The sequence below is a fragment of the Hymenobacter sp. genome, assembly GCF_036388155.1.
Taxonomy (GTDB): Bacteria; Bacteroidota; Bacteroidia; order Cytophagales; family Hymenobacteraceae; genus Hymenobacter.
The window spans coordinates 1-1,693 of sequence record NZ_DASVSI010000122.1; the positions used below are offsets into that span (position 1 = coordinate 1).

A 1,693-nucleotide genomic window follows, 5' to 3' on the forward strand; every position below is an offset into this window, starting at 1 on the left:
CGGCTAGCTATGCCGCCGACGTGGCACCCAGGCGACTAACCGCTGCCCGCAAGCGCGTAGCCACTTCGCCCGAGCCCAGAATAGCCAGTGTCTCGAACAAATCCGGACCTGCGGCGCCGCCCGTTACGGCCACGCGCAGCAGTTGCAGCACTTGGCCCGGCTTCATGCCCTGGGTTTCCATGGTGTGGTTGAAGATGCTTTTCAGTACCTCGGCGTTGGCGCTGGGTTCTGAATCGGCGGGCAAGTCGTCGGCGTAGGCGGCCAGGGCAGCGCTTACCTGGGCGTTCCATTTTTTCGAAACCACCGCTTCGTCGTATTCCGTGGGAGCCTGGAAGAAGTATTTGGCCTCCTGCCAAAAATCGTGGGGGAAGCTCACGCGCTCCTTCATCACGGCCACAATCTGCTCGGCTTTGGCTTGGTCGCAGGCAATGCCGTGCTCTTCCAGGGCCGTGAGCAGGTAGGGCGCCAGCTCGGCGTCGGATTTGGCGCGGAGGTAGTGCTCGTTGAACCACTTCACCTTGTTCTGGTCGAACTTGGCCGGCGACTTGCTCACGCGCTCAATGGAGAAGGCCTGAATCAGCTCGTCCATCGAAAATATTTCCTGCTGCGAACCAGGATTCCAGCCCAGGAAAGCCAGGAAGTTGACCAAAGCTTCGGGCAGGTAGCCGCTCTCGCGGTAGCCGGAGCTCACGGTGGGCTCGCCGGTTTCGCCGTCGATGCCGTGCCATTCCAGCGGAAACACCGGGAAGCCCAGGCGGTCGCCGTCGCGCTTGCTGAGCTTGCCGGTGCCGTCGGGCTTGAGCAGCAGGGGTAAGTGGGCAAACTGGGGCATGGTCTTTTCCCAGCCCAGGTAGCGGTAGAGCAGCACGTGCAGCGGCGCTGAAGGCAGCCATTCTTCGCCCCGAATGACGTGCGAGATTTCCATCAAATGGTCGTCCACGATGTTGGCCAAGTGATAAGTCGGCATGCCGTCCGACTTCATCAGCACTTTGTCGTCGATGGCGCTTGAATGCACCACCACCCAGCCGCGAATCAAGTCCTGGAAGCGCACTTCCTCCTTGCGCGGCACTTTCAGGCGGATGACGTATTGCGCACCGCTGTCGAGCAACTGCTTCACCTCGTCCTCGGGCAGGGTGAGAGAGTTGCGCATTTGGGCGCGGGTGATGCTGTTGTACTGCGGGTTGGGCACCTTGGCGGCCTGCAGACGGGCGCGCATGGCGTCCAGCTCCTCGGGCGTGTCGAAGGCGTAGTAGGCGTAGCCGTCGGCGATGAGCTGGTCGGCGTACTGCTTGTACATGGGCTTGCGCTCGCTCTGTTTGTAAGGCGCGTGGGGGCCGCCCACGCCCACGCCCTCGTCGATGACAATGCCGCACCAAGCCAGGGCTTCGAGGATGTATTCTTCGGCGCCGGGCACGAAGCGGTTTTGGTCGGTGTCCTCGATGCGGAGGAGCATTTTGCCGCCCAGCTTGCGGGCCAGCAGGTAGTTGTACAGCGCGGTGCGCACGCCGCCAATGTGCAGCGGCCCCGTGGGCGAGGGCGCAAACCGCACCCGAACTTCTCTTTCAGTCATAAGAATGCAAAAGCGCGTCCCGGTTCTCGGAACGCGCCGCAAAGGTAAGGGCGAGTAATGTAGCGCGAACTTTGTAGTTCGCGTCCCCGGCGGACACCCGAACGACTGTTAACGGCGCGGGGA

Annotated in this window: 1 protein-coding gene; it reads right to left on the reverse strand. The window is 62.3% G+C overall.

Annotated features, from left to right (window positions below; all coding sequences use genetic code 11):
- Nucleotides 1-7: 7 nt before the first annotated feature.
- Nucleotides 8-1,570 (reverse strand): glutamate--tRNA ligase, encoded by a 1,563-nt coding sequence (gene gltX, locus VF629_RS16790; RefSeq protein WP_331059646.1) that lies wholly within the window; start codon nucleotides 1,568-1,570, stop codon nucleotides 8-10.
- Nucleotides 1,571-1,693: the final 123 nt, after the last annotated feature.

What these genes read in the sequence shown, in the direction of transcription:
- gltX (WP_331059646.1), bottom strand. Translation starts at nt 1,570, where the DNA reads ATGACTGAAAGAGAAGTTCGGGTGCGGTTTGCGCCCTCGCCCACGGGG.